Origin of the sequence: Streptococcus azizii (assembly GCF_001984715.1) — a bacterium.
Lineage (GTDB): Bacteria > Bacillota > Bacilli > Lactobacillales > Streptococcaceae > Streptococcus > Streptococcus azizii.
The window spans coordinates 21,509-40,151 of sequence record NZ_MSPR01000014.1 but is presented as its reverse complement, the minus strand read 5'-3'; the positions used below and the strand labels follow the sequence as shown (position 1 = coordinate 40,151).

At 45.1% G+C, this 18,643-nt stretch carries 16 protein-coding genes; 11 read left to right on the top strand and 5 right to left on the bottom strand.

The window, feature by feature from the left end:
* Window positions 1-27: 27 nt before the first annotated feature.
* On the top strand, window positions 28-843 hold the full coding sequence (locus tag BVE84_RS07500; RefSeq protein ID WP_416222644.1) for a transporter substrate-binding domain-containing protein: 816 nt from the start codon (window positions 28-30) through the stop codon (window positions 841-843).
* 77 nt (window positions 844-920) lie between these two features.
* Here the strand turns inward: BVE84_RS07500 and glgB are convergent, their stop codons facing one another.
* The 5 genes from glgB to BVE84_RS07475 all read right to left on the bottom strand — a co-directional run bounded on the left by glgB (window position 921) and on the right by BVE84_RS07475 (window position 7,946).
* Window positions 921-2,768 carry a 1,4-alpha-glucan branching protein GlgB gene (glgB, locus tag BVE84_RS07495; protein ID WP_076996437.1) on the bottom strand — a complete coding sequence of 616 codons (1,848 nt, stop codon included), beginning with the start codon at window positions 2,766-2,768 and terminating at the stop codon, window positions 921-923.
* 401 nt (window positions 2,769-3,169) lie between these two features.
* Window positions 3,170-4,615 (bottom strand): glycogen synthase GlgA, encoded by a 1,446-nt coding sequence (gene glgA, locus BVE84_RS07490; protein WP_076996436.1) that lies wholly within the window; start codon window positions 4,613-4,615, stop codon window positions 3,170-3,172.
* An 8-nt stretch (window positions 4,616-4,623) separates the two neighbouring features.
* Window positions 4,624-5,739, bottom strand: coding sequence for a glucose-1-phosphate adenylyltransferase subunit GlgD (gene glgD / locus BVE84_RS07485; protein WP_076996435.1), 1,116 nt, complete (start codon window positions 5,737-5,739; stop codon window positions 4,624-4,626).
* Window positions 5,740-5,751: 12 nt separating this feature from the next.
* Entirely contained in the window at window positions 5,752-6,879 is a 1,128-nt protein-coding gene (locus BVE84_RS07480; RefSeq protein ID WP_076996434.1) for a glucose-1-phosphate adenylyltransferase, read from the bottom strand.
* Window positions 6,880-7,025: 146 nt separating this feature from the next.
* Entirely contained in the window at window positions 7,026-7,946 is a 921-nt protein-coding gene (locus tag BVE84_RS07475) for a LysR family transcriptional regulator (RefSeq protein ID WP_076996433.1), read from the bottom strand.
* Window positions 7,947-8,184: 238 nt separating this feature from the next.
* Between BVE84_RS07475 and BVE84_RS07470 the strand changes: the two genes are divergently transcribed.
* The 10 genes from BVE84_RS07470 to BVE84_RS07425 all read left to right on the top strand — a co-directional run bounded on the left by BVE84_RS07470 (window position 8,185) and on the right by BVE84_RS07425 (window position 18,556).
* Window positions 8,185-8,958, top strand: a complete 774-nt coding sequence (locus BVE84_RS07470; protein ID WP_076996432.1) for a dihydroorotate dehydrogenase electron transfer subunit — start codon at window positions 8,185-8,187, stop codon at window positions 8,956-8,958.
* 13 nt (window positions 8,959-8,971) lie between these two features.
* Window positions 8,972-9,922 (top strand): dihydroorotate dehydrogenase, encoded by a 951-nt coding sequence (locus BVE84_RS07465; protein WP_076996431.1) that lies wholly within the window; start codon window positions 8,972-8,974, stop codon window positions 9,920-9,922.
* Window positions 9,923-10,108: 186 nt separating this feature from the next.
* The gene (gene pyrF, locus BVE84_RS07460; protein ID WP_076996430.1) at window positions 10,109-10,816 is read left to right on the top strand and encodes an orotidine-5'-phosphate decarboxylase; all 708 of its coding nucleotides are present in this window, start codon (window positions 10,109-10,111) and stop codon (window positions 10,814-10,816) included.
* A gap of 1,109 nt (window positions 10,817-11,925) precedes the next feature.
* Entirely contained in the window at window positions 11,926-12,555 is a 630-nt protein-coding gene (gene pyrE, locus BVE84_RS07455) for an orotate phosphoribosyltransferase (RefSeq protein ID WP_076996429.1), read from the top strand.
* 192 nt (window positions 12,556-12,747) lie between these two features.
* Window positions 12,748-14,199, top strand: coding sequence for a glycosyltransferase family 39 protein (locus tag BVE84_RS07450; RefSeq protein ID WP_244157398.1), 1,452 nt, complete (start codon window positions 12,748-12,750; stop codon window positions 14,197-14,199).
* Window positions 14,193-15,119, top strand: coding sequence for a glycosyltransferase family 2 protein (locus BVE84_RS07445; protein WP_076996427.1), 927 nt, complete (start codon window positions 14,193-14,195; stop codon window positions 15,117-15,119). Before BVE84_RS07450 ends, BVE84_RS07445 begins: the two co-directional genes overlap by 7 nt.
* A 31-nt stretch (window positions 15,120-15,150) precedes the next feature.
* On the top strand, window positions 15,151-16,131 hold the full coding sequence (locus tag BVE84_RS07440; RefSeq protein ID WP_076996426.1) for a Gfo/Idh/MocA family protein: 981 nt from the start codon (window positions 15,151-15,153) through the stop codon (window positions 16,129-16,131).
* A gap of 10 nt (window positions 16,132-16,141) precedes the next feature.
* Window positions 16,142-16,795, top strand: a complete 654-nt coding sequence (locus BVE84_RS07435; RefSeq protein WP_076996425.1) for a uracil-DNA glycosylase — start codon at window positions 16,142-16,144, stop codon at window positions 16,793-16,795.
* An 8-nt stretch (window positions 16,796-16,803) separates the two neighbouring features.
* The gene (locus BVE84_RS07430; protein ID WP_076996424.1) at window positions 16,804-17,268 is read left to right on the top strand and encodes an NUDIX hydrolase; all 465 of its coding nucleotides are present in this window, start codon (window positions 16,804-16,806) and stop codon (window positions 17,266-17,268) included.
* A gap of 16 nt (window positions 17,269-17,284) precedes the next feature.
* Entirely contained in the window at window positions 17,285-18,556 is a 1,272-nt protein-coding gene (locus BVE84_RS07425; RefSeq protein WP_076996459.1) for a dihydroorotase, read from the top strand.
* Window positions 18,557-18,643 lie beyond the last annotated feature (87 nt).

The window sequence follows — 18,643 nt, the reverse complement described above, 5'->3', positions numbered from 1 at the left end:
ATCGTAATAATAGAAAGAGGAAGAATGATGAAATTGAAAAAAATGATGGCAGGGCTAGTAGCAGTAGCAGCAGGCTTGAGCTTGGTGGCATGTGGCTCAAATAGTAAGGAAGCTGGAAAGACACCCTTGGAGAAAATCAAAGAAAAGGGGACTCTAGTTGTGGCGACTAGCCCAGACTATGCACCATTTGAATTTCAGACATTGGTAGATGGAAAAAATAAGGTTGTGGGTGCTGATATTCTCATGGCAGAAAAGATTGCTGAAAAATTGGGAGTTACGCTGGAAGTATCCTCAATGAGCTTTGATAATGTGTTAAACAGTGTCCAAAATGGGAAGGCAGATATAGCGATTGCAGGACTCTCCATGTCAGAAGATCGGATGAAGGTATTTGACTTTTCAGAAGCCTACTATCGTGTGCAAGATGTCTTGTTGGTCAAAAAAGATGAGGCAGCTAGCTATCGCTCTACCGATAGTCTAGCCGGTAAAAAATTGGCCGTTCAAAAGGGAACGACCCAAGAAGTCTATGCTAAAGAGAAGTTGACAGAGGCTAGCATCGTCTCTTTGACTCAAATGGGAGAAGCCATTAACGAGTTGAAATCAGGTCAAGTAGATGCCGTCTTGCTCGATTCTCCAGTTGCCTTGGGGTACGTCACTCAAAATAAGGACCTTGCCATGGCGGAAGCTAGCTTCCCAGAAATAGATACCAATGCCAAAGCCATTGTGATGCCCAAAGATAGCGGGAGCTTAAAAGAAGAGATTGATAAAATTATTAAAGAATTGGATGAAGCAGGTGAATATGAAAACTACTTGAAAGAAGTAGCTAAGTATACAGCTGTTGAATAAAAGAGCCTATCAAACAAAGAAGGATTGAATGTCTATTTTCATTCAATCCTTCTTTGTTTTTTTCTCTTTATAGAGTATCACTTTGCTTTTCTTGCTTTTTTCTTACTGCGCTTGAGATAGTAGGTCGTCAAGCGTGGTATGGTGATACGAGCGCCCTTCTCATCTGCTGTCAAGGTAAAATCTGCCGTCGGAATGCTATTAGAAGAAAAGACGAGCTGATAGTTAGCGCCGTCAGGTAAGTCGAGAGGCAGGTCGTAGACTTCCTGATCGTTGAAGTTGGTCACGACAAGGATTTCTTCCTTGTCACTATAGCGACAGAAGGCATAGCAATTCGCTTCCTCTAAAATTTTCGCCCATCTAAAGCCTTTTTCATGGGCTTGATAGTCGTATTTCCAGAAGGCATCGTGTTTGCGATAAAAGGTCGTGAGGGACTTCATCATTTGGGCAAAGGCCTGATGGATTGGGAAGTCAAGGAGATTCCAGTCCATTTGGGTGTATTCATGCCATTCACGGATATGTCCCCATTCATTTCCCATAAAGAGGAGTTTTTTTCCAGGATGGGCAAAAAAGTAGCTGTAGTAGGCACGTGCGAGATGGAACTTATCTTCATAATCTCCATTCATTTTGTTGACAATGGAGAGCTTTCCGTGGACCACTTCATCGTGTGATAGGGGGAGGATGAACTGCTCGCTCGGATTATAGTACATGCCAAAGGTAATCTCATTAGAATGGTGTTTGCGATAAATGGATGGTCGTTCCATGTGTTTGAGGGTATCGTTCATCCAGCCCAAATCCCATTTCATATCAAATCCTAGTCCCCCATCTTCGAGTGCATGGGTTACTTTTGGATAGCTGGATGAGTCCTCAGCAATCATGACGACTCCCTTAAATTCAGTATGAATCAAGGCGTTGACCCGCTTGATAAAGTCAATGGCGGTATGATTGAGCTTGTCCTCTTCGGTTTCCCCTCGCCAATAGAGGAGATAGGAGAGGGCGTCAACACGAATCCCGTCAAAGTGAAATTCTTGCAGCCAATACTTGATATTGGAGAGGAGGAAAGAACGGGTTACTCCCTTACCAAGGTCGAAATTAGCAGTTCCCCATTGTAGGTTTTCTCGGTCTCCTTCTACTTCATATTCGTAGAGCCAGCTACCATCGAATTGGTAGAGTCCGTGAGCATCTTTACAGAAATGAAGTGGAACCCAGTCGAGGATAACGCCAATTCCTGCTTGGTGGCATTGGTCGATGAGGTACTTTAGTTCATCAGGCTTGCCGTAGCGACTAGTTGGGCTGTAATAGCCCGTCACTTGATAGCCCCAAGAAGCATCTAGTGGGTGCTCTGTAATCGGTAATAGCTCGATATGGGTGAACTGATGTTCTTTGACATAGTCGATGAGGAGCGGAGCGATTTCTTTGTAAGAATAAAAACTGCCTGCTTCCTCTTTCCCTTCTGCCAATTTTTGTCTCCAAGACCCCAAGTGGACTTCGTAGACAGAAAATGGTTCTTCCTTGAAATCATAATTGACTCTCTGATACATCCAAGTGTCATCCTTGAATTTGTAGCGGGAGTTATAGGTGGTGGAAGCAGTATCCGGGCGAAGTTGGCTAAAGAAGGCATAAGGGTCTGCCTTGTAGAGTTCCCTGCCATCATGGGTCACGATGAGGTACTTATAGTCCTCAAATGATTTTAAACCATCTACATAGAGCTGAAAGACCCCGTCTTGCTCCCTCTGCATCGGATGGGTCTTTTGCCAGTAGTTAAATGCCCCTACTAGAAATACAGATTGCGCATTAGGGGCAAGGACCCGAAACTCTGTACCAAGAATTTTATTGCCTTCTTTGACGATATGTGCTCCGAATTTTTCATAGAGGCTGGTGTGTTCACCAGTATGTAAATAATATAGATCAAGATCTGTGAAGGTCATAGACTCTCCTTTCTAGAAAATGATGAGGTTGGGACAATCCTGCCCCAACCATTCCTGTATCCATAGGCACACGCGTTATACTCTTTAAAAATCAAAAGGCAAACTAGAAGGTTAGCCGAAGGTAGGTGAACTAAGAAAAGTCACCGCTTTTCTCAATTAGTTCCATCTTATTTTAAAGGAATAGGCTGAAAAGCTCTACTGGAGCTTTTCACTCGTCAGATTTCCTATTTTCGCTTTGAGTTTTTTTACGGGCTTTGTATCTTACTAATTGAACACGGGCTAAAAGCTCGGAAAAAAGATAGATTTCCTCGTGTTCAACAAACACGTCGTCAATCTCCTATTTTTCATTCGCTTTTTACACGCCCTTTGTATCTTAGTCTACTTTTGATTTTTATTGAGGATTAGTAAGTGATTTCCTTGTAGAGATCGATATAGCGTTGGGCCGAAGCAGTCCAACTGACATCTGTGGTCATGGCCTGACGAATCAACTCTTGCCAATCTTCTGGACGATTATAATAGGTATCAAGGGCAAGGTCGTAGACCTGTTTCATGTTGTAGGCATCCTTGCCCCAGAAGCTAAAGCCACATCCTTCTTTGGTCACGATATTGTAGGGAGGAACAGTATCGCGCAGTCCGCCTGTTTCGCGAACCAGTGGTAGAGTGCCGTAGTGCATAGAAATCAGTTGACTAATACCACATGGCTCAAACATAGATGGCATGAGGAAGAGGTCGCTAGCGGCATAAATCTGATGTGCCAGAGGTTCATTGTAGCCCTTGTAGAAGGCAAATTTGTCTGGATGAGCGTCTTTGAAGTAGTGGAAGGCGTTTTCGATGTCGGCTTCTCCATTTCCCAGAATGACAAACTGGACATGCGCTTGCAAGAGTTGGTTGAGAACTTCTGTCAAGAGATAGAAGCCTTTTTGCCAGGTCAAGCGAGATACGATTCCAACCAGTATCACCTGTTCATCTTGGGGGAGACCAAACTGTGCTTGGAGGGCCAGTTTATTGATTTTCTTGTCTGAAAGGGTTTCTAGACTGTAGTTGTGTGCTAGGTAGCCATCTGTCTGACTATTCCAACTATCATAGTCGATTCCATTGACAATACCAATCAAATCATGGCGACGCAATTCTAAGACATGCTCCATATGTTCGCCAAATTCTTCGGTCAGAATCTCATGAGCGTAGGTTTCAGACACGGTGGTCACCTTATCCGCATACAGGATGCCGAGCTTCATAAAACTGATACAATCATCGTGGAAACGAGCAATTCCATCGATGTAGTAGCTGTAATCCATGCCCAGGGCAGACCAGAGGGCCTGCTTGTTGAAGATACCTTGGAAGGCTAGATTGTGGATGGTAAAGACATGCTTTATTGCACGAAATTCCTCACGATAGCTATAAAAGGTTCGGCATAAGAAGGAGATGGCAGCTGTATGCCAGTCGTGGCTATGAATGACATCGGGGAAGTAGTTTAGAGCTTCTAGCAGGCGACAGGTTGCGTGCTGGAAGAAACCAAAGCGCATGGCGTCATCATCGTAGCCGTATAAGTCTTTTCGCTCGAAAAAGTCACGATGCTCGATGAAGTAGAAAGTGACCCCGTCTACGACCTGTTGGTAGACATTGGCCATGGATTGAATATCACCTGCTCGAACATCAAAGCTAGAAACATAGTCAAAATCCGCGTGGTTGCTGACGGCGATTTTGAGATAGAGCGGCAGAACGACTCGCACATCCATTCCCTGCTTGACGAGTTCTTTGGGGAGGGATCCGATAACATCTGCCAGTCCCCCCGTTTTAATAAAGGGGAGACCTTCTGAGGCGACAAAGAGAACAGATTTTTTGGACATAGTTCCTCCTAAATAACTTGATAGGCTTTCAAATACGCTGGTGCAGTAGCACTGCCTTTAATATCAACGGGATGAGAAATGACGGTTGCTTTGTCAATGATGGCATTTTCAATATTGGCTCCACTCTTAATGGTAACACCGTTTAAGATAATAGAATTTTTAATAACAACCCCTTCTTCAATGATAACATCGCGGTCGATGACTGAATTTTCGACCTGACCATTGATGGTACCTCCGTTTGAAATCAAGCTCCGTTTGACCTCAGCAAGGGGACCATAGAGACATGGGGAGCTATCGCTGGTCTGCGTATGGATCGGCCAGTTATTCTTAAAGAGGAGTTTGCGCGTGTCTGGATCGATCAGGTCCAGCTGGGTTTGGAAATAGGCTTCCACTGTATTGATGCAGGCTACAAAATCACGATGGGCATAGCCGACAATGCGATATTGATCGACTACATCACGCAGAATATCTTTGAGCCAGTAAAGAGCCGATACCTTATTAGCACGCTTAATCAATTCGAGGAAAAGGGTGCGTTTCATGAAGTAGGCTTCGAGAGAAACGGGACGATTCTTGTATTTGCCGTGGTTTTCTTCAAATTCAACAATTCGTTTATCTTCCCCAAATTTAAGGGTTTGGCAACCGATAAAGTTTTCTTTGGCATTGGTGACATTTTTATACAAGACGGTGATGTCTGCCTTGGTCTCTACATGTTCATCCAATAATTTTGAAAAATCTTGGCTGTAGATGAAGTAAGAAGGGGCAATGAGAACATATTCCTTGTGTGAATTTTCAATATAGTGAATATTGTCTGAGAAGGCCTTGATGTCGTGCTGGTAGATGGAATTTGGATCAGTCACGCTGTTTAAAAGGCGCAATTTGCCACGTTTACTATTGATATTGTAGTGCTTTCCCGTTCCAACGTGCTGGATAGTCGAGCGCATTTTAGCAGGCATGTAGACTTGGAAATCACTGATACCAGAATTGGACATGTTGGAAAGGACGAAGTCAATCAAGCGGTAGCGCCCTAAAAATCCGAAGGCTTGAATCCCACGATGATCCATGACATCTCCAAAATGGACATTATTTCCTTCAATATTTACGATTCCTAGTGTATTTCTTAGCATGGTAATCCTTTCTTACTTGCTTACGTTTTTATCGATTAAAAGAATAGAATCAGCAGTACCGGAGAGTTTGACTCCTTCTGCAATTTTCACGTTTTCTGCAACGATTACATAGTCTAATTGAACATTGTCTCCAATGACTGCTCCTGGCAGAAGGACAGAGTTTTTCACGAAAGCCCCTTGATTGACGACAACATCGGTCGAGATGACAGAGTGTTCGACCCGACCTTCAATAATCGCCCCCTTGTCAATATAGGCACTGCGGACAGTCGCATTGCTGCCGATAACTTGGGCTGGAGAGCCAGAATCTTCTGAGTAGATTCTCCAAGAAGGGTCAGAGAGGTCTAAATCATCAGCATGTTCAATCAAGTCCATGTTGGATTCCCAGAGGCTGTTGACAGTTCCTACGTCTTTCCAGTAGCCACGGAATGGATGCGCATAGAGACGCTTACCGTCTGCCAGATATTTAGGAATAATATCGTGTCCAAAGTCATGGGAGGAGGTGTCGAGCTTATCATCTTCAAGAAGATATTTCCGCAGGGTTTTCCAAGTGAAGATATAGATTCCCATGGAGGCTAAGTTGCTCTTTGGCTTGGCTGGTTTTTCTTCAAATTCTTCAATGCGGTAGTCGCTGTCGGTATTCATGATACCGAAGCGAGAGGCTTCTTTCATCGGTACCTCGATGACGGCAATCGTTGCATCTGCCTCATTCTGAATATGGGTATCCAGCAATTTATCATAGTTCATCTTATAGATGTGATCACCGGATAAGATGAGGACATATTCGGGGTCGTGAAGGTCTACGAAGTCGATATTTTGGGTAATGGCATCAGCTGTTCCTTTGTAAAGACCGAATCCTTCTATTTTTTCGCTTGGAGGAAGCACAAAGACACCCGAACCCTGCACATCCAAGCCCCAACGCTGTGATTGGGCAACGTAAGAATTGAGGAGGACAGGCTCGTACTGGGTCAAGACACCGACAATGTCGATCCCCGAGTTTGCACAGTTACTGAGTGGAAAGTCGATAATCCGATATTTTCCACCGAAGGCAACGGCAGGTTTTGCAACCTTTTTGGTCAACCCTTCCAAGCGTGTTCCACGTCCGCCAGCAAGAATCATTGCTAATAGTTTATTTTGTGCCAAAATAGATCACTCCTTATGTATATGATAGAATTATTATAGCATAAAAAAAAGCATAATGGAAGCGTTTTCCGAAAGAAAAGTTGAATTATTTTCACTTCTTCTTGCGATACGCTTTCATGATGCTTTGTGATTGGCATGGGGTGGGCTTAATTGGACGAGGAGTCATCAAATTTTACTTCTTCGAGCAGGTGACGGATGAATCTTTCCCCCATCGGAGAAAGGAGCGTTTTTTCATGCTGAATATAGACCAATTCGATGTCATCGTCGTAGTCAAGGGGGATGGAGACGATATTGTCACCATTGAGATTGGCGTTTAAAATCCCTGTGGCAATGGTATAGCCGTTTAGTCCAATGAGGAGATTGAAGAGGGTTGCACGGTCGGATACGACGATGGACTTTTTATGGTGTTCTTGCGAGAGAATTTCTTCTGAGAAGTAAAAAGAATTGTGAATCCCTTGCTCATAGCTGAGGTAGGGAAAGTCTGCCAAATCTTCTAGGGTAATCAGTGATTGTTGGGCCAGAGGGTTGGTCTTGCTGACAAAGACATGGGGCCTTGCCGTAAAGAGGTGGGTGTGGCTCAGCCGGTGGTCATCGAGCATCTTCAGGAGGACATCACGGTTAAAGCTGTTTAAGAAGAGGACTCCGATTTCTGAGCGAAAATTTTTGACATCATCGATAATCTCCCAGGTCCGTGTCTCCCGCAGGAAGAGTTCATAGTCCTCCATATCTGTCTCTTTTAGGAGTGAGACAAAGGCGTTGACGACGAAGGCATAGTGCTGAGAAGAGACACTAAAAAGCTGGCGTTTAGCTCCGGGATTCTTGTAGCGTTCTTCCAGAAGTTCGGTTTGTTCGACGACTTGACGGGCATAGGAGAGAAATTCCAGCCCATCTCTTGTAAGGGTAATCCCTTTGGGATTGCGGTAGAAAATCTCGATGCCCATTTCCCTTTCCAAGTCGCGGACAGCATTGGAGAGGCTGGGTTGGGTGATGAATAACTGTTTGGCAGCCTCGTTCATGCTACCTGTTTCAGCAATTTTTATGATGTAGTGTAGTTGTTGGATTCTCATAGTCCTATTGTATCATGATTTGACAAAAATGGGCGAAAAATGTATAATGCAGAATAATAAAACCTTTAATTGAGTCCAGAGAGGCAAAAAAGGCGAATACAGATATAAGAGACTAGCGATTTCAGAGTATGCAAGCTGTGTAATGCCACAGATGTGCTGTTAAAATTGGAATAGTAGCTGGTTCATTCTTTTCGTGTAACTTTGCCTGAGGCAGGGTTATTTTTTTGTAGGAGGAGACATGATTTTAAAAGAAATGATGACCGTTGTTCGTCAAGATTGCTTGGCTCCAAACATCTTTTCCCTGATTCTGAAAGGGGAGATGGTGAGAGAGATGAAGCCGGGGCAATTTCTGCATCTGAAGGTGCCAGATAAGTCCATGGTGCTGCGCAGACCGATTTCCATTTCTGAAATCGATGGTGAAAAAGGCGAAGTTCGTTTGATATATCGTATTGAAGGTCAGGGAACAGCTCTTTTCTCCCATCTGCAGATAGGAGACCGAGTCGATGTCATGGGGCCACTGGGTAATGGTTTTCCTCTTGATCATTTAGCAGTAGGTCAGACAATCCTCCTTATCGGTGGCGGCATCGGTGTGCCTCCCTTGGTGGAGCTGGCAAAACAGGCTTATCAAAGAGGCGTTCAGGTGGTTTCTGTGATTGGCTTTGCAGACCGTCAGGCAGTTATCTTGGAGGAGGAATTGCAGCGCTACGGTCAGGTTTTTGTGACAACCGATAATGGTAGTTATGCACAAAAAGGCAATGTTTCTACAGTTGTTGACCGCCTATCTGAGTCCTTTGATGCTGTCTATGCTTGTGGTGCACCCGCTATGATGAATTATGTAGATCAGCACTTTAAAGACCATCCGCATGCCTATCTTTCTCTTGAAGCCCGTATGGCTTGCGCAATGGGGGCTTGCTATGCCTGTGTGGTTCGCCCCAAAGGTAGGCAAGAACACGAAAATAAGCGTGTCTGTAAGGAAGGACCTGTCTTTGCGACAGGGAGCCTCGTCTTATGAGAAGGAGGATGAGATGATAGTAGATCGTTTGAGGGTTTCCTTGCCGGGTCTTGATTTGAAAAATCCTATAATTCCTGCCTCAGGTTGCTTTGGCTTTGGTCAGGAGTATGCAGATTATTTTGATTTGAATCGTCTAGGTTCCATTATGATAAAGGCGACGACCCAGTATCCACGATTTGGGAACCCGACGCCCCGTGTCGCAGAAACGCCGTCTGGTATGCTCAATGCGATTGGGCTACAAAACCCAGGGGTGGATGCCGTCCTAGCAGAGAAATTGCCCTGGCTAGAGAGGAATTTTCCGAATCTCCCAATTATTGCTAACGTCGCAGGCTTTTCCAATGAAGAATATGCCTATGTAGCGGGAAAAATATCTCAGGCTAGAAATGTTCATGCGATTGAACTTAACATTTCCTGTCCCAATGTTGACCACGGGAACCATGGACTCCTGATTGGTCAGGTGCCAGAATTGACTTATGAGGCTGTACGAGCAGCGGTCGATGCTTCCGCTGTTCCTGTCTATGTCAAATTGACACCGAGCGTGGCAGATATTACCCTACTGGCTAAGGCAGCAGAAGCAGCAGGTGCCAGTGGATTGACGATGATCAATACCTTGGTAGGCATGCGCATCAATCTGAAAAATCGCAAACCGATTCTCGCAAATGGTACGGGGGGAATGTCGGGGCCAGCAGTCTTTCCGGTTGCCCTAAAATTGATCCGTCAGGTAGCGCAGGCGACGGACCTCCCTATTATCGGAATGGGTGGGGTGGACTCGGCAGAAAAAGCTCTGGAGATGATGATGGCGGGAGCTTCAGCTATCGGTGTTGGTACGGCTAATTTTACTGACCCATTTGCCTGTCCTAGCATTATTGAGGACTTACCAGAGAAGCTGGTCAAATACGGGATTAGGAGTCTGGAAGCATTGCGGCAAGAAGTGCGCCAAGACTTGCACCCTTCTATTTTATAAGTCTATGAGAGTAGGAGTTGACAATCGTCAGATAAATTAGTAGAATGAATGGAGAATAACAGATTATCCCTTTAACTCAGTCCAGAGAGGCTAGAAAGGTATTCATGGTAGAAGTTGGGTCTAGCCCTTCTTTTCGTGCAACCTTGTCTAGTTGGACAAGGTTATTTTTATAGAGAGGAAGCAGAAATGAGAGAAGAACGACCAATTATTGCCCTTGATTTTCCGAGTTTTGAGCAGGTCAAAGCCTTTTTGGGACTTTTCCCCAGTGATGAAAGCCTGTATGTTAAGGTAGGGATGGAGTTGTACTACGCAGTAGGTCCTGAGATGATTACCTATATCAAGAACCTGGGGCATAGTATCTTCCTAGATTTGAAACTGCATGATATTCCCAATACGGTAGAATCAGCCATGCGGGTCTTAGCAGGGCTTGGGGTAGATATGACGAATGTCCATGCTGCAGGTGGGGTTGAGATGATGAGGGCAGCCAAGGCTGGCTTGGGGGAAGAAATCAAGCTCCTTGCCGTGACTCAGCTGACCTCGACATCGGAAGAGCAGATGCAGGAATACCAAAATATTCAAAGTAGTCTGAGAGACTCCGTCTTACACTATGCGCAAAAAACCTACGAAGCTGGTCTGGATGGTGTGGTCTGCTCAGCCCAAGAAGCAGCGGCTATTAAACAAGCCACAGCGCCTGACTTTATCTGTCTCACCCCGGGTATCCGTCCGCAAGGTGCAGCAGTGGGCGATCAAAAGAGAGTGGTCACTCCAGGCGACGCTTATCAAATCGGTAGTGACTATATCGTTGTGGGCCGCCCCATCACACAGGCAGCCGACCCTGTAACAGCCTACCGAACCATCTATAAAGAGTGGAATAATAAGATACAAAGCCCGTAAAGAACTCAAAGCGAAAATAGGAAATACGACGAAGAAACTGAAGTTTCTAGGAGTATTTATCTTTTTCGCACAGAGTTTAGGGCGTGTTCAATTAAGATATGAGGACGTTAAAAGGTCTAAGTGAAAATAGGATTGAAACAGTTCAGTGAACTGTTTCAACGGTCACCTAGAAACAAGAAAGTGACCCTAGCAGAACGGTGAACTGTTTCAACGGTCACCTAGAAATCGGAAAGTGACTCCAGCAGAACGGTGAACTGTTTCAACGGTCACCTAGAAATCAGAAAGTGACCACAGCAGCCTGAGCTAGGAAATAGAAAATTTGCTGAGTGAAAAGCTCCAGTGGAGGTTTTCAGCCTATTTCTCAGCTTCAAAGGTATACTATACCTTTGAAGCTAGGAGTATTTATCTTTTTCGCACAGAGTTTAGGGCGTGTTCAATTAAGATATGAGGGCGTGTAAAAAGCGACTGAAAAATAGGAGATTGACGACGTGTTCGATGAACACGAGGAAATCTACCCCAAAGGGATTCTCATCTGTAATTTGGCTAAAGCCAAAACAGCTGCCTATCTTTTTTCCGAGCTTTTAGCCCGAACTCAGTTACATAAGATGTGAGGACGTTAAAAGGTCTAAGCGAAAATAGGATTGAAACAGTTCGGGGAACTGTTTCAACGGTCACCTAGAAACAAGAAAGTGCCCCCAGCAGAACGGTGAACTGTTTCAACTGGTCACCTAGAAATCGGAAAGTGCCCCCAGCAGAACGGTGAACTGTTTCAACGGTCACCTAGAAATCGGAAAGTGACCCCAGCAGAACGGTGAACTGTTTCAACGGTCACCTAGAAACAAGAAAGTGACCCCAGCAGAACGGTGAACTGTTTCAACGGTCACCTAGAAATCGGAAAGTGACCCCAGCAGCCTGAGCTAGGAAATAGAAAATTTGCTGAGTGAAAAACTCCAGTGGAGGTTTTCAGCCTATTTATCGCCTTCATTTTTAATTTCTAAGTTTGGGCTAAATAATCCACTGGATTATTTTACTCCTCTGACTATCTTCGCTTCTTAGTTTCTAGGCTCAGGTGTCAACCATTATCACAAAACAAAATAAAGGAGAAAACCATGACATTATCAAGAGAAATTGCAGCACACTTACTCGATATTAAGGCGGTATATTTACAGCCAGAGGAGCCATTTACATGGGCATCAGGGATTAAATCACCGATTTATACAGATAATCGGATTACCCTGTCTTATCCAGATACTAGAAGCCTGATTGAAAATGGGTTTGTGGAAAAAATCAAGGAATCCTTCCCAGAGGTAGAAGTGATTGCTGGAACTGCAACGGCAGGCATTCCTCACGGGGCTATTATTGCTGACCGTATGAATTTACCATTTGCTTATATCCGTAGCAAACCAAAGGACCACGGGGCAGGTAACCAAGTAGAAGGGCGCATCGTGAAGGGGCAAAAAATGGTCGTGATTGAGGACTTGATTTCGACTGGTGGCTCTGTGTTGGACGCGGTAGCAGCTGCAAAACGTGAAGGGGCAGACGTCCTCGGTGTGGTAGCTATTTTTACCTATGAATTGCCTAAGGCAGCGGATAATTTTGAGCAGGCAGCGGTTAAATTGGTAACCCTATCAAACTATAGTGAGCTGATAAAAGTGGCGAAGGTTCAAGGATATATCAATGCAGATGGCTTGACCTTATTGAAGAAATTCAAAGAAAACCAAGAAACCTGGCAGGATTGATATTCTCTAGCAAGTTTGGGGAGACCAGCCTTTGATGGTTGAAGAAGGTCAGCCAAATTTATAACATAGAGTGAGGAAAGAGCAGCTTGTGTGGGCTTTTCCTCACTTTTTTGTAACAGATAGAAATCTAGTGTATAAAGTGATATAATAAGTAGCATGTATTCTCTATTTTTTAATTGCCTTCAGAAAGTGATGTGGTTGATAGCCCTATTTTGGCTAGCTGTTGTTGTTCAGGAACTAGGGAACTTTCCAAGCGCCCTTCTCTGTGTACTGGTCCTTTTATCCCTCTTTCTAGTCTGGAAAAAGGAGGTGGCTCGTAAGGCCTATCGATACGCCATGGCTCACAAGAGAATCTTGATTAGCATCGCCCTCGTCTTTCAAGTGTTGGTGATTGTATCGGCCAACTTGCTCGTGAGACGAGATGCAGCGGTTGTGATTACAGGAGCATTGGAGATGCTGGATGATCAGTCCATTTCCAATTATCTGACACGCAATCCGAATAATCTTCCCATGTTCTTGTATGCTAGGGGGCTGTATCGCCTGTTTGGCTTTTCATCTCTTTGGGTATTACAGGTTTTAGGATTGCTATATATAAACGGGACAGCTTACATCCTCTACCGCCTTGGTCGTGATTTTTTTAGTCAGCAGGTGGCAGATATTCTGTTCACCCTCTACCTCTTGCTACTTGACTTTTCCCCCTATGTCATTCAAACCTACACAGATATTACCTCGCTTCCCTTTTTGGCGGGTCAACTCTACCTAATGGTTGCCTTGATAAAAGAAGAACAAAAGGTCCATCAACGCCTGTGTCTACTTGGTTTACTGACTGCAGTTGCCAGCGTATTTCGCCCTACAGCCTTGATTATTGTCATTGCCTTTTCCCTCTTGTTCTTTTTAAAGGGAAACTGGCAACGCTTTGTCCACTATATGGGAATATTAGCCTGTAGTTTTGGTCTGGTCTTTGCAGGCTTGACCTATGGAGTCAACCATCAGCAAGAAGTTAGGATTGTCCATGATGAAACCTTGGCTAAGGGACTGACCACCTTTATCAATCTTGGTTTGACCTATTCAGGAACAGATCAAGAAGATATGAAGGCAGGCCTCCTTGCCTATATCGCCCCTGAAAAGCGTAGCGACTATAACAATGGTATGTTTGCACAGGAAAATGAAATCAAAGAGATTAAACGCAGGCTCAAGAATTATACGAGTCTAACATTTGCACAACATCTTATCTACAAGTTGGCTAGAACCTTGTATGACGGCTCTCTCAACTGGCTTTATCGGAAGCCCGAGGATGAGAAAACACCGCTTGTATCTCCTCTGTATCAGTATACAAAAGAAAACAGATTTGCAGAAGCCGTTCGGCAAACGGTCATCCAGTATGATGGACACTACTATCACTATTATCGACTCATCAAACAGCTGGTATGGCTTGTAGCAGTCCTTGGTTTCTTTGCAGCGGTATGGCGCTACCGTACAGATGATGTCATGAACTTTTTAAGTCTAGCGATTTTTGGCGGTCTCTTATTTCTCATGCTGTTTGAAGGCGGAAAGACTCGGTATCTACTACAGTTTTTCCCGCAAATCTTACTATTATCAAGCCTTGGCTTAGCAAGGCTACTGAATAAGGAAAGGAAATTATGATTTCAGTTATTGTCCCCTGCTTCAATGAAGAAGAAGCTATCCCCCTCTTTTATCAGGAAATGGAGAAGATTCGTAGGCAACTGTCAGAAACCTTTGAATACCTCTTTATCAATGATGGATCAAAGGATCGAACACTGGCTGTTTTACGAGATTTGGCCGATCAAGATAAGGCGGTTCAGTATCTGTCCTTCTCCCGCAATTTTGGGAAAGAGGCTGCTCTGTATGCAGGACTCAAGGAAGCGCGAGGTGATTTGGTGACCGTTATGGATGTGGACCTGCAAGATCCCCCAGAGATGTTGGTGGAAATGAAGGCCATGTTGGACCGTAATCCAGACTTGGATTGTGTCGGAACCCGCCGTGTGACCCGTGCGGGCGAACCTCCGATTCGCAGCGTCTTTGCAAGCCTTTTTTACAAGATGATGAATAAAATTAGTCAGGTTGATGTGGTGGATGGAGCGCGTGATTTTCGCTTGATGCGCCGGCACATGGTGGATGGTATCTTGGAAGTCTCAGAATACAACCGTTTTTCAAAAGGAATTTTTGCCTGGGTTGGCTTTGAAACGGAGTATCTTCCCTATGAGAATGTCGAACGCGTAGCGGGAAAGACGAGCTGGTCTTTCTGGAATCTCCTCTCCTATTCCATTGAAGGGATTGTCAATTTTTCAGAAGTCCCCCTGAATATCGCCTCCTACCTAGGGTTTTTAACCTTTCTCTTTTCCCTTTTAATGATGGTTGTTATCATCTTTAAAACCATTGTCTTTGGCGATCCGACTATCGGCTGGCCCTCGACGATTTGTATCATTTTATTTTTAGGAGGCTTACAGCTAATGACCATCGGTATTTTGGGGAAGTATATCTCAAAAGTATTCCTAGAAACGAAGAAACGTCCGATTTATCTGGTAAAAGAAAGAAGTCGGTAATCTGTCTATCCATTTATAAAAGGAGGATGATATGACAAAAGTAGAATGGAAATGGGCGACGATAGGAACAGGCGTCATTGCCCAGGAGCTTGTCCAAGCCCTGCAAGGATTGGGAGGAAATCTCTACTCAGTAGCGAACCGAACATACGAAAAAGGCTTGGCCTTTGCAGAGCGATACGGGATTGAAAAAGTGTATCGGGAAATAGATGACGTCTTTGCTGATGAAGCAGTCGATATTATCTACATTTCAACACCCCACAATACCCACATCGATTTCCTACGCAAGGCATTGGCTGCTGGAAAACACGTGCTGTGTGAGAAGTCTATCACCCTAAATAGTGCTGAGTTGGCAGAAGCGATGCAGCTAGCAAAGGAGAAGGGACTCGTACTGGCAGAAGCGATGACCATCTATCACATGCCCCTGTATCGCAGGTTGAAGGCCTTTCTTGCTGACGGCAGCCTCGGTCCGCTCAAAATGATTCAGATGAACTTTGGGAGCTACAAAGAATATGATATGACCAATCGCTTCTTTAGTCGCCATTTAGCAGGTGGAGTCCTCTTAGATATTGGGGTCTATGCCTTGTCCTTTGTGAGATGGTTCATGTCGTCTTGTCCCCATCAGATTGTCTCACAGGTCAGTCTAGCCCCCACAGGTGTGGATGAACAGGTTGGTATCTTGCTGACCAATGAAGCAGGAGAGATGGCAACGGTTAGTCTCACCCTCCACGCCAAACAGCCCAAGCGTGGGTTATTGGCCTATGAGAAGGGCTATATTGAAATCGTTGACTATCCAAGAGGACAGCGTGCCACGATTACCTATACAGAAGATGGGCGTCAAGAAGTGATCGAAGTTGGCGATACAAAGGAAGCGCTACGCTATGAGGTCCTTGACATGGAGCGTGCTGTGGCTGGTATTGAACCGCAGATGTACCTGTCTTATAGTCAGGATGTGATGCAGATGATGACAGGGTTACGCAAGGAATGGGGACTGACCTATCCTGAAGAAGAGTAAGGGGAAGCAAATGGAACATTCAGCTTGGCATGATTTGATAAAAGCGCAACTTCCGCAAGGGTATTTCGGAAAAATCAATCAATTTTTGGATCAGGTGTATGGACAGGGGGTCGTCTATCCCCCGAGAGAAAAGGTGTTTGCTGCCATTCAGACAACGGCCTTGGAAGATGTAAAAGTCGTCATCCTAGGTCAGGATCCCTACCACGGGCCCAAGCAGGCTCAGGGGTTGAGTTTTTCTGTTCCAAACGACCTACCAGCTCCTCCGTCCTTGCAAAACATTTTGAAAGAATTGGCAGAGGATGTGGGGCAAAAAGGGCAACATGATTTGACCCCTTGGGCGGAGCAAGGTGTCTTGTTGCTCAATGCCTGCTTGACAGTTCCTGCTGGCCAGGCCAACGGTCATGCAGGCCAGATATGGGAAGCCTTTACAGATGCCATTATCAAGGTCGTCAATCACAAGGAAAAGCCAGTTGTCTTTGTTTTCTGGGGTTCCTATGCCCGAAAGAAAAAGGCTCTGGTGACCAATCCTCATCATCTGGTGATTGAATCGGCCCATCCCAGTCCCCTTTCAGCCTATCGTGGATTTTTTGGTAGTAGGCCCTTCTCACGGATCAATCAATTTTTAGAGAGTAAGGGCTTAGCACCGATTAACTGGCTGTTATAGGAGGAAGAATGGTAAAACTAGCGACAATTTGTTATTTGGACAATGGAAAAGAACTGCTTCTATTACACCGCAATAAAAAGAAAGAAGATGTCCATGCTGGGAAATGGATTGGTGTGGGTGGCAAGCTAGAGGCAGGTGAAACACCGCAGGAGTGCGCCGTTCGGGAAATTTTTGAGGAAACAGGTCTAAGAGCAAGACCGACCCTGAAAGGCATTATCACCTTTCCTGATTTTACCCCAGATCAAGATTGGTATACCTATGTCTTTACGGTGACCGAGTTTGAGGGGGAGTTGAGTGAGTGTGATGAGGGAACGCTGGAATGGGTGCCTTATCAGGAGGTGCTGTCAAAGCCGACCTGGGAGGGAGACCGTATCTTTCTCTCATGGTTATTGGAAAAGAAGCCCTTCTTTTCAGCCAGGTTTAGCTATAAGGGAGATTTGCTGGTAGATAGCCAAGTAGATTTTTATGGATAAGGATAAGGGAGTAGAGATGTTACTGATTAAAAATGGGCGGGTCATGGACCCCAAAACAGGATTTGACCACGTTTGTGATGTCTTGGTGGAAGGAAATACAATCGTGCAGATTGCAGAAGAGATCGATGCGGTAGCCGACCGAGTGATCGATGCGACAGGCTTGGTAGTGGCTCCGGGTTTGATTGATATTCATGTGCATTTTAGAGAGCCGGGTCAGACCCATAAGGAGGACATTCATACCGGGGCCTTGTCAGCGGCAGCAGGAGGCTTTACACGGGTCGTCATGATGGCCAATACGAGTCCAACTATTTCAAGTGTTGCCACCTTACAGGAGGTGCTGGCATCAGCCAGTCGTGAAGCTATCCATATCCACTCTGTTGCCACTATTACGGAGAACTTTGATGGCCAGCATCTGACGGATTTCAAACAGTTATTAGCGGCAGGAGCTGTTGGCTTTTCTGATGACGGGATTCCCTTGACCAGCTCTCGTGTGGTCCGTGAGGCTATGGAGGAAGCCAAAAAACTAGGGACCTTTATCAGTCTCCATGAAGAAGATCCTGAATTAAATGGTATTTTAGGCCTCAATGAAGAAATCGCGCGCCAGCATTTTCAGGTATGTGGGGCAACAGGTGTAGCTGAGTACAGTATGGTGGCGCGTGATGTGATGATTGCCTACGCGACCAAGGCTCATGTGCATATCCAGCACTTGTCGAAGGAAGAAAGTGTCAAAGTAGTTGCCTTTGCCCAGCAATTAGGGGCGCAGGTGACAGCAGAAGTAGCGCCACAGCACTTTTCTAAGACGGAAAATCTATTATTGACCCAAGGTAGTCATGCGAAGATGAATCCTCCTTTACGCTTAGAGTCTGACCGCTTGGCTGTCATTGAGGGCTTGAAATCAGGAGTGATTTCAATCATTGCGACAGACCACGCTCCCCATCACCAAGATGAAAAGCAGGTAGCAGATATTACGCAGGCACCATCTGGGATGACCGGTCTTGAGACCTCCTTGTCGCTCGGTTTGACCTACCTAGTAGCAGCAGGACATTTGAGCTTGATGGAACTGCTGGAAAAAATGACCTATAACCCTGCCCGACTCTACCAGTTTGATGCTGGATACTTGGCAGAAAATGGACCAGCAGATATTACTATTTTTTCTCCAGATGAGAAGCGAACAGTTGCCCCTGATTTTGTATCTAAAGCGAGTAATTCCCCCTTTGTCGGTGAAGAATTACAAGGGCGGGTACAGTACACTATCTGTGATGGAACGATTGTCTATGAGGCTGTTTAGTAGATACAAAGCCCGTTAAGAACTCAAAGCGAAAATGGGCTTGAAACAGTTCAGTGAACTGTTTCAACTGGTCACCTAGAAATCAGA

What these genes read in the sequence shown, in the direction of transcription:
- glgD (WP_076996435.1), bottom strand. Translation starts at nt 5,739, where the DNA reads ATGCTAAGAAATACACTAGGAATCGTAAATATTGAAGGAAATAATGTC.
- BVE84_RS07470 (WP_076996432.1), top strand. Translation starts at nt 8,185, where the DNA reads ATGATTTTAAAAGAAATGATGACCGTTGTTCGTCAAGATTGCTTGGCT.
- pyrE (WP_076996429.1), top strand. Translation starts at nt 11,926, where the DNA reads ATGACATTATCAAGAGAAATTGCAGCACACTTACTCGATATTAAGGCG.
- glgB (WP_076996437.1), bottom strand. Translation starts at nt 2,768, where the DNA reads ATGACCTTCACAGATCTTGATCTATATTATTTACATACTGGTGAACAC.
- BVE84_RS07450 (WP_244157398.1), top strand. Translation starts at nt 12,748, where the DNA reads ATGTGGTTGATAGCCCTATTTTGGCTAGCTGTTGTTGTTCAGGAACTA.
- BVE84_RS07500 (WP_416222644.1), top strand. Translation starts at nt 28, where the DNA reads ATGAAATTGAAAAAAATGATGGCAGGGCTAGTAGCAGTAGCAGCAGGC.
- BVE84_RS07440 (WP_076996426.1), top strand. Translation starts at nt 15,151, where the DNA reads ATGACAAAAGTAGAATGGAAATGGGCGACGATAGGAACAGGCGTCATT.
- BVE84_RS07430 (WP_076996424.1), top strand. Translation starts at nt 16,804, where the DNA reads ATGGTAAAACTAGCGACAATTTGTTATTTGGACAATGGAAAAGAACTG.
- BVE84_RS07425 (WP_076996459.1), top strand. Translation starts at nt 17,285, where the DNA reads ATGTTACTGATTAAAAATGGGCGGGTCATGGACCCCAAAACAGGATTT.
- BVE84_RS07465 (WP_076996431.1), top strand. Translation starts at nt 8,972, where the DNA reads ATGATAGTAGATCGTTTGAGGGTTTCCTTGCCGGGTCTTGATTTGAAA.
- pyrF (WP_076996430.1), top strand. Translation starts at nt 10,109, where the DNA reads ATGAGAGAAGAACGACCAATTATTGCCCTTGATTTTCCGAGTTTTGAG.
- BVE84_RS07435 (WP_076996425.1), top strand. Translation starts at nt 16,142, where the DNA reads ATGGAACATTCAGCTTGGCATGATTTGATAAAAGCGCAACTTCCGCAA.
- glgA (WP_076996436.1), bottom strand. Translation starts at nt 4,615, where the DNA reads ATGTCCAAAAAATCTGTTCTCTTTGTCGCCTCAGAAGGTCTCCCCTTT.
- BVE84_RS07475 (WP_076996433.1), bottom strand. Translation starts at nt 7,946, where the DNA reads ATGAGAATCCAACAACTACACTACATCATAAAAATTGCTGAAACAGGT.